This is a genomic window from Variovorax sp. P4_B10 (assembly GCF_056402375.1).
This window is the reverse complement of sequence record NZ_JBFUHN010000139.1, coordinates 1-9,668: the sequence shown is the minus strand read 5'-3', so window position 1 is coordinate 9,668 and position 9,668 is coordinate 1. Positions and strand designations below refer to the sequence as shown.

4 protein-coding genes are annotated in these 9,668 nt (G+C 67.9%); all 4 read left to right on the top strand.

Annotated features, from left to right (window positions below; translation table 11 throughout):
• The coding region (locus tag AC1DXX_RS32460) for a type VI secretion system Vgr family protein (RefSeq protein ID WP_478138314.1) at positions 1–2,404 on the top strand (2,404 nt) is incomplete at its 5' end.
• 16 nt (positions 2,405–2,420) lie between these two features.
• Positions 2,421–3,299, top strand: coding sequence for a DUF4123 domain-containing protein (locus AC1DXX_RS32455; protein ID WP_478138313.1), 879 nt, complete (start codon positions 2,421–2,423; stop codon positions 3,297–3,299).
• Positions 3,300–3,311: 12 nt separating this feature from the next.
• Positions 3,312–6,803: a T6SS effector BTH_I2691 family protein gene (locus AC1DXX_RS32450; RefSeq protein ID WP_478138312.1), complete on the top strand. Its 3,492-nt coding sequence runs from the start codon at positions 3,312–3,314 to the stop codon at positions 6,801–6,803.
• Between the two features lie 16 nt (positions 6,804–6,819).
• On the top strand, positions 6,820–9,668 hold a 2,849-nt coding region (locus AC1DXX_RS32445), incomplete at its 3' end, for a type VI secretion system Vgr family protein (protein WP_478138311.1).

Sequence of the window (9,668 nt, the reverse complement as noted above, 5' to 3'; positions counted from 1 at the left end):
CATCTACCCCGTGCGCGGCATCACCACCCAGTACCACGAGAGCGACTTCGACTTCGTCGCCCGGCTGCTCGCCGAAGAAGGCCTGTGCCACTGGTTCGAGCATGCGACCGGCCAGGACGGCGCCCTCGGCAGCCACACCCTCGTCATCGCCGACCACAACGGCGCCTTCCGCGCCAACGCGCAGCCCACCATCCGCTTTCACCGCGCCGATGCCAGCGAGCGCGAAGACACCATCCAGCAATGGCGAGGCAGCCGCCAGCTGCAGACCAACAGCCTCGCGCAGCAGAGCTGGGACTACAAGAGCGTGAGCGCAAGGCCCGTGCAACAGCAAAGCCGTGGAGCGGGCGCAGGATCGGGCGCGCCGTCCAACAACCACCGCGTGCTGTACTGGAGCGACGACCCCGGCGCCTACGGCTGGGAAACCTCCGCCCAGGGCGAGCGGCTGCTGGCCAACGCCCTGCAGGCCCTGGAGCTGCGCAACAAGCGCTTCGATGGCCAGAGCGCCGTGCGCACCCTGGCCCCCGCCACCACCTTCACCCTCAGCGGCCACGCGCAGCACGACCAGGACAGCGAACAGGACCGCCGCTTCGCCGTGCTCGCCGTGCGCCACATCGCGCGCAACAACTTCGACGAAGAGCTCAAGGCCGGCGTCGGCGAACGCCTCGGCCTGCCCGACATCGCCACCGCGTTCGATGTGTCCGACGACAGCGGCAACGGCACGGCCAGCGGCAACGTCGCTGCCAGCCCCGACACCGTCACTCACTACCGCAACGAGTTCACCACCGTGCGCGCCGCCATCCCCTACCGCCCGCTCAGCGTGGACGGCCATGGCCGGCGCATCCACCCCAAGCCCAGCGTGCACGGCAGCCAGAGCGCCATCGTCATCGGCGTGGGCGGAGACGCACCGATCCACACCGACCGCGACCACCGCATCAAGGTCCAGTTCCACTGGCAGCGCGGCAGCGCCGCCAGCGCCCGGCAGCCCCGCACCGACGGCCAGGACAACGCCCCCGCCGCCGACCGCCTCGGCGCCTGGGTGCGCGTGGCCGCCAGCGCCGCCGGCGACAACTGGGGCCAGGTCAGCCTGCCGCGCGTCGGCCAGGARGTGCTCGTCGAGTTCCACCACGGCGACATCGACCGCCCCGTGGTCGTCGCCGCCCTCTACAACGGTGCCGGCCAGACCGACGCCCAGCACAACCAGAAGCCCGCYGGTGCCGCCCAGTCCACCGGCAACGCCCCCGCCTGGTTCGCCGGSGARGGCAAGGASGCCAAGGAGCATGCGCACAACGCCGTCTTCTCCGGCMTCAAGACCCAGGARYTSAGYGCCAGCCAGAGCGGMGACGGCGGCTACAACCAGCTCGTSTTCGACGACACSCCCGGMCAGGGCAGCACGAGCCTSGCCACCACGCAGGCCMAGAGCCGGCTGCACCTGGGCCACCACAAGCAGCAGGACGACAACGCGCGCGGCAAGGCCCGCGGCCACGGSGCCGAACTCGCCACCACCGCCCAGGGCGCCATCCGTGCCGGTTCAGGCCTGCTCGTGAGCGCCCATGCCCAGCCGAACGCCAAGGGYGCCTTCATGGCCAGCCGGGAGGCGCAGCAGCAGACSMARCAGGCCGAGGARCTCGCSACYTCGYTGGCCAAGAGYGCRCAGACCCAGAAGGCGCAGMTCAAGGGYGAAGAAGCACCGGACAAGCTGCCCGCCATCGAGGCGCTGAAGCATGTGGCCGAGGTGCTGGGGGCGACGCAGGAGGGCAGTGCCGCGCAATCAAGCGGCGCAAGCGGCAGCAGCAGCGACGGCATCAAGGCCACCGAAGGCGGCCAGGGCCGCGTCACGGCCTACAGCGAGCCGCATCTGCAGTTCAGCGCCCCCATGGGCATCGGCTTCGTCACGCCGAAGGAGGCGATCGTCGTCAGCGGCAAGCACAGCGCCATCGTCGCGAGCCAGGACATCGACCTGCCCGCGCAGGGGCAGATCGCGATGAGCGTGGCCAAGGGGGTGAGCCTGTACACGCTCGGCGCCAAAGTGAGCGCAGGCGCCGAGCCGAACCAGGAGCGCGGGATCGCGCTGCATGCGGCCAGCGGCAGCGTGACGCTGCAGAGCCAGAAGGGCGCCACAAGAATCGCGGCCGACAAGAAGGTGACGATCGCCAGCGTGACGAAGAACGTCGAGGTGGAGGCGCCCCAGCATGTGCTGCTGACCAGCGCCGGTGCCTACATCAAGCTCGAAGGCGCGAGCATCAAGATCCATGCGCCGGGGAAGGTGACGTTCAGGGGGATGCATAACTTCGTGGGGCCGATGGGCACACAGGCCGACAACGCGATCGCGCCGGCGGACTACCGTGGTTGCCCCCTCAAGGCCCAGAGTGCTGCGGCGGCGCAGGCCGGAGCCATTGCGCTCTGAGAAGAGAGCCTCAGTCATGCCCGATCCCGGTCTCCTGCGGCACAAGGACAGCCTGTTGGCCCAGATCCTCGAGGGCGGCCCGCGTTCGCTGTGGGTGCTCGTCGATCCCACCTTCTGTCCGGTTGGCAGCGACCACACCACCGACGACTGGTTGGCGCGCGCATGCAGTCACGTGCAGCCGGCCATCCCCGGCTACGAGATGCTGGCCAAGTTCAATCCGCTCTGGCTGGGGCTGGATCTGTCTTCCGAGGCCGGCTGTGCGCTGCTGGAGGAGACGGTCGAGTACGCGAGGTTCGAGCTGCATCCTGCCCAGCTTGCGCAAGGACTGGGGCGCCGCGTGTGCGCCTGGGTACGTGCGCGCGACGGCGCCGTCGTCGCGCAGGCCATGGCACGCCTCCTTGTTCAGCGCCGCGCGGACGGACAACGCGCGCTGCTGCGCCTGTACGACCCTGCCGTCCTCTGGGGGATGTGGGCCACGCTCGACGGCGTGCAGCACCGAAGCTGGATGCGTGCGTGCGAGCAATGGTGGCTGCTCAAGCCCGACGGCGAAACGATGGCGCTGCGCGACGGCATGGCGCAGGCCCATACCCCGGGGGCCGGCGGCACCGCGCCCTGGGCCACGCTTCAGTTGACGGCCGCGCAATGGGAGGATTTCGACGCGATGGCGCCCTTCCATGCAGCGCTGCGCGACGGACTCGCCATGCGTAAGAGCAGCGGCGATGCGGATGCAACGCACGCGCCCCTCGACACCCTGCGCGACGCCGCCTTGCGGGCCATGCGGGCCGTGCGCCGCCGGCCCGGCGCCATCGACATCGACGAGCAGGTCGCGGCCGCTTTCGACGTGTTCATGCGAGGCACGCAATCCGCGCGTGCCCCGGTTTCGTCACTTCTCTGAGCCTTGTCGCCCATGCACACTCCCTGCTCTCAATGCCGTGCCACCGGACTGGCGATCCTGCCGGTGCGACAGACGCTGCTGCCCAGCCGCTTCAAGGTCGACACGGACATCGGCGAAGGCAGCAATCCGGTCTGGAAGGATCTGCCTGACATCCTCAAGATGCCCGCCTGGGCCGGTTGTTCGTGGGAGGGACGAGACTTCGGCGACGACGCGAAGCCGGGCCTGCGCATCATGCGCGCGGGCTACCTGTACGTGCACTACCCCGAGGCGCGCATGACGGTGTACGGCGAGGTCACCAAGTGGGAGGTCTATACCGTCAACGAAACGGGCACTTTCTCGCTCAGCGGTCCCGATGCACCGAAACCGCCGCTTTCCACCGCGGGCGAGGGTGGGGCGCCATGCTCGCGCTGCGGTCCGATTTCGGTGAAGAACCTGAGCCACATCACCATCCCGGACCCGGCGAACTGTGCGCAGGCCTACGTGGCCTTCAGCCAGCACCCGTGGACCCGGGCCACGCGCCAGCGCGTGGCGCGCAACCCCGGTGCGCGCATGACGGCGATCCGACCGGCGCAGATCATCGGGCAGACCGGCCCCACCGCCTCGGGGACGCATTGGGCCAACCTGAACGAGGACGAGGTGCAGAAGGTGCTGGAGTACTGCCCGCACGTGCCCTACGCCATTCTCTGGAATTACGAGCGCGCCTCGAAGCTCACGGAAAACGTCGTCAACCAGTCCATGCCCGGGCACTACCACCACGAGCTGACAGCGAACTCCCGCGATGCCACGTCGAAGAACCCTGAAGAGTGCGGGCGGCACGACCAGGACGTGTTGCGGCGCTGGTGCTCGTGCTGGCCGGCGCAGTTCCGATACTCGGTGGGCGAGGGCGATACGGAGGGCTTCACGATGGACAAGAAGTCCTTCGTCTACTCCAACAACTCGCTCGAGGCGCCGTTCGACCGCGGCGACGACAAATGGCGCGGCGCCATTCTCGCGAACACCATCGAGCCCATTGCCGCGCGCGGCAAGCCGCACCCGGGCATCCTGCTCGCGCTGGACGACCCGCTGGGCGTGGCCGGCGAACTCGTTGGTGCGATGAATCAACTGCACGAGTTCCGCATGCAATACGAGACGCAGCGGCGCGCCGAGATCGAGGCGTCCAGCGCGATCCGGGACCTGCCGGCGATGGCGGCGTACAAGGAAAGCAACCGGCAGATCTCGCTGCAGGAGAAGAACCAGCGCATGCTGAGTCCGACTGCGCATGTCGAGGAGATACACATTCCGGCATGGGAGTCCACGACCACGAGCCCGACGACGATGGCGTCGACGACGGTGCATCATCCGGCAAGGACCGAGTACCGCATCTACCAGTCGCCGCAAGAGGCGCTGGCGGAGGCAAAGCGTGGCGGGCTGCTCGGCAAGAAGCTGTACGACACCGAGACCGGAGGTTCGTACCGGCAGCGGGTCATCGAAAAAAGCCGTGAGCGGATGAGTGCCTCGGAACTCCAGGAGCGGCGCCCCTTTCTCGGCAAGGACGCGGTGATCACCGAAGGCACGCGCACCATGGGCGGCAGTCCGTCGCTCGGCATCCCTTCCTCCACCGACACCTACTACACCGTCCAGCAGTCGGACAGATCTGCGCTGAAAGAAGCCGAGCGTCCCGGCCCGCTGCAGACGAAGGTGCTGGACGACCGCATGTGGGCCGTGACCGACTTTCACGACACCGCGGACTACTACCAGGAAGTGGATTGGACGCGCCACGATGCGTTCGTCAACAACTACAAGAACTTCCTGGACGTGCGCGGGAAGCTGGTGGAGGCGCGCTCCCGGTTGGTGAGCGAGTGGCTGAAATACGAAGGCCTCATCACCGTGCTGGACGACTACGACGGCGGCGTCGATGACGAAGCACTGGCCTGCGCGGAAGTGATCGAGGACCTGCTCGAAGGCATCGATGCCGCGGAGCCTGGCAAGCTGCTCTATGCGGAGTGGGCCGAACTGAAAGTCTCGGGCAAAAAGAATCTGCTGGTGCGGCTGCTTTCCTGCGGCATGCCCAGCGAAGAAGACGATGTGATGGCCGTGCTGCGCGCGGCACACCAGAATCGCGACACGCTTTTCGACGATCAGACCAAGATCAATCGCTGGTCGCAGCACATGAAGCTGCCGGCGAACCTCTATCGCAGTGCGATGGGCCTGGCGCTGCAAGACATCCTGGCCAGCAGGCCGGCAGGCCTCAAGGTACCGGGCACCTCCGACAAGCTGAAGCCGCTGCCACCAAGCTCGGTGTTCGAGGAGTTTCATACCAAACGCTTCAACGCGATGGAGGCGCTGGGTGGCGGGGGGCTGCGCGATCGCACCAAATCGTCCTATACCCACAAGGAGTACGTTCCGGGGCACTGGTGGGGGCGGGACTACAAGCTTCTCCAATGGATCGGTTTCAACAAGGGCGTCGAGCGGTTGGGTGGCAACATCGTCTATCGCTTCCTGCTCACGGGCTGGTTCGAAGACGATCTCATCGCGGCGGAGCTGAAGAAAAATACCGTCTCGTCGCTTGAAAAAGCGGCGGATGAACTCGTCAGGAACACGGGCGATGCCGAGGTGAGCAAGGCGCGCCAGGACGCTGCGCGGTGGAGGGTCGATGAACATGCGTCGCTGCCCGACAACGCCCATGAGGACGACGTCAAGACGGCCAAGGGACGGGATACGCAAAAGCAGCTGACCGCGCGCGGCGCTGGACTTGCCGCGATCGTGGGCATCGCCGAAGTGGCGCGGCTGGTGTATCTGTTCAAGATGACCGACAAGCCCAACGTCGACCAGTGGGTGCTGAAGCGGCAGATCCTTGCCTGCAGCTCGGTGATCGTGCAGTGCTGTTTCGATCTTGCTGCGCAGGCCGCCCGGGCCAATGAGATTCCGGCGGGCGAGGCGGTGACGTACCTCTCGCGGGGCTCGCGCACCGCCCGCTTCAGCTCCGGCGTCTTCGGCGGGATGGCGTCGCTGCTGTCGGGCACCGTGGATTGGTACTACCTCGGCAAGGAGCAGGAAAAGAACGAACTTCGCTACACCCTCCTGTGGTGCAAGCTCGGGCTCGACAGCGCACAAACCGTGGCCAGCCTCTATGTTGCGGCGACCTACAGCACACGCGTGATCGGCGCAGTGCGCATGAGCGGCGTGCTGATTGAAACCCTCTCGAGCCGGATCGCCGTCGAGGCGGTGGCCACCGGCGTGGGGGCCGTCGCCCGCGGCCTCATGTCCTTCGGCTCGCGGCGCATCCTCGGCATGCTGCTGGGACCCTGGGGCATGCTGGCTTCGGTGCTGATCGAGGTGGCGATGTGGCGCGCCTCCGATGACCGGATGGAAGACTGGGTGGAGAAGAGCGCCTTCGGCAAGACCGACACGCGCCAGCTGGGCTGGCTCAACGATCCCGACATGCAACTCAGCGAGTTGGGCAGAGCCCTCTACGAGGCGGGCTACCGCGACGAAGACTTTCCGTCCGACGAGGACCCGCGCTGAACAATGGAACCATGCAATGACATCGTCTGACCTGATATCCCCGCCCTCGCTCGGCGGCCTCAACGTGGCCCAGCTCTCCCAGCGTGCCCGTCTCGTCACGCTGCAGGCCCAGGCCGTCCAGGGGCTGGGCGAGCGCGTGGTGGTCGAGCGCTTCACCGCCACCGAAGGCATCAACGAACTCTTCGCCTTCTCCATCGACACCCTCGCCACGTCGAGCGAGTTCGATCCCTTCGCGCTGATCGGCGAGGAGCTCAGCCTGCGCCTGCTGCTCGCGAACGGCAGCTTCCGCACCTGGCACGGCTACCTCACGGCCGTCGATGCGCTGGGTGGCGACGGCGGCCTGGCGCGCTACCGGCTGCACCTGCAGCCATGGCTCGCCGCGCTCGGCTTGCGCCGCGACAGCTTCGTGTATGCCGCCAAGAGCGTGCAGGACATCGTGAGCGAAGTGTTCGCCGATCACGCGGCCGCCAGCTTCACCTTCGAAGTCACGCAGGAGATGCCCGTGCGGCCCACCTGCGTGCAGTACCGCGAGTCGGACCTTGCCTTCGTGCTGCGCCTGCTTGCGGAAGAAGGCCTGAGCTTCCGCTTCGAGCATGAGCAGACCAAAGGCGGCGAGGGCGGCAGCAGCAACGCGAACAACGCGGCGCCGTCGCACCATCGCCTGGTGATCTTCGATCGCGAAGCGAAGGCGCCCGACTGCGCATTGCCCGAGATCCGCTTCCACCGCGTCGATGCCACCGAGCAGCAGGATGCCATCACCGCATGGAGCAGCCAGCGCCAGGTCGTCAGCAATGCCGTCACGTTGAACGCATGGGATGCCAGCGTGCTGCAGGCGCCCACCGGCTCGATGCAGAGCGCGCTGGCCATGGGTGATGTGCCTGTGCTGGAACACTACGACGGCGCGGGCGCGCAGCGCTACGCCAACAACGCCGCCGCCGCGCGGCGTGCCGAGAACCAGCTCGTGGCCTTCGAGTCGCGCATCAAGCGCTATGGCGCCGCGGGCAGCGTGCGGCAGCTCGGTGCCGGTGAGCGCTTCACGCTCACGCAGCACGACCGCTACGAAGGCCAGAAATTCCTGGCGCTGCGCGTGCGCCACGAAGCCGCCAACAACCTCGGGGCGCAGGCCGCGCAGGTGCTCGAGGCCGGCGAGCTCGAGAAGGGCAGCTACCGCAACAGCTTCGAGGCCCAGCCGGCCGAAGCCCAGGTCGCGCCGATCTGGCGGCCCAAGCCCACGGCGCCCGAGGCCATGGTCGCGCTCGTGGTCGGTGCCGATGACGACGAGGCGCCGACCGCGGTCCACACGCAGCGCGATCATCGCGTGCAGGTGCGCTTTCACTGGCAGGCCCAGCGCGCGACGCAACAGCAGTCACCAGGGTCATCGGGCCAGAGTGGACAGGGCAGCCTGGTCACGGCCGGGCGCCACAGCAGCGCGGCWGCCTCGGTCTGGCTGCGCGTGGCCGCACCGGTGGCCGGGCCGAACTGGGGCGCACACCACCTGCCGCGCGTCGGCTCCGAGGTGCTGGTGTCCTTCATCGAGGGCGACRTCGACCGGCCGGTGGTGAGCCARCAGCTCTACAACGGACAGGACCTGCCGCCCTGGTCGGCGGGCACCGATTCGTCGGCCAACCACGCGGGCGTGCTYTCGGGCTGGCACAGCCGCGCGCTCGACGGCAGCGGCTACAACCAGTGGATCGCCGACGACGCGCCCGGSCAGGTGCGCACCCGCCTCGCCAGCTCRCAYGCGGCGAGCCAGCTGAAYCTGGGCCACCTCAACGCCCAGGCGCCCGACGAGAGCAACCGCGGYGCSTGGCGCGGCAGCGGYGCCGAGYTGCGCTCCGATGCCTGGGTCGTCACGCGCGCKGGCGAAGGCCTGCTGATCTCGACRCTGGCCCAGGAGAGSGCKGCGGGCGGCGTGCAGGACACCGCCAGCGTGCGCGGCCAGCTCGCGGGTGCGCTGCGCGAAGCGCAGAACCTGTCGGATGCGGCCGGCGGCGCCAAGGCGCTGGCGCTGGGTGCGACGGCGCTGCTGCAACCGCTCATCGACGACCTCGATCCGAAGAAGAACGGCCACTACCCCGGCAGCGTCAACGGCCAGGATGCGCGGGAGCCCAAGGGCGGGGAGGGTGCGGATTCACGGCAGGGCCAGGACCCTGTGCCYGCCTTCGCCCGGCCGCTCATGGTGCTCGAYGCGGCCATGAGYYTGAACATGGCCACGCCCGCRAGYGCCACGGTGTTTGCGGGCGAGGCGATCCACTGGACYGCGCAGGARCAGGCGCACMTGGCGGCGGGCAAGACCGTGAGCTTTGCGGCTGGCCGSTCCGYGGGSCTCTACAGCCAYGARGGCGGCATCCAGGTCATCGCGCAGGACGGGCCGGTGAGCGTGCAGGCGCACACCGACGAACTCGAATGGCTGGCGAAGGAAGGCTTCACGGTCACCAGCAGCAACGACGAGATCCATGTGCTGGCCAAGCAGAAGATCACGCTCAAGGGCGGGCAGACCAGCATCGAACTCGATGGCATGAACATCACGCTGAAGATGCCGGGGCTCTTGGATGTGAAAGGGACGAGCAAGAGCTTTGTGGGGCCGAAGGGGAATCCGGCGGAGCTGCCGCATCTGCCCACCGGGGCGATCAACGAAGCGCAACACTTCATCGAGTTGAACCACCACTATGACGATCTGGAGCCCGTCAAAGGGGCCGCTTACAAGCTCATCTTCGACAACGGTGCGGTCATTCGCGGCAAGCTCGATGACAACGGCTTCGCGCGCCATGACGGCGTGCCGCCGGGATCGGCGAAAGTCGTCTGGGGCGAGGACGAGCGCAAGTGGGATGGCGAATCGAAGCGGCCGAATGACCGTTTCGGTAC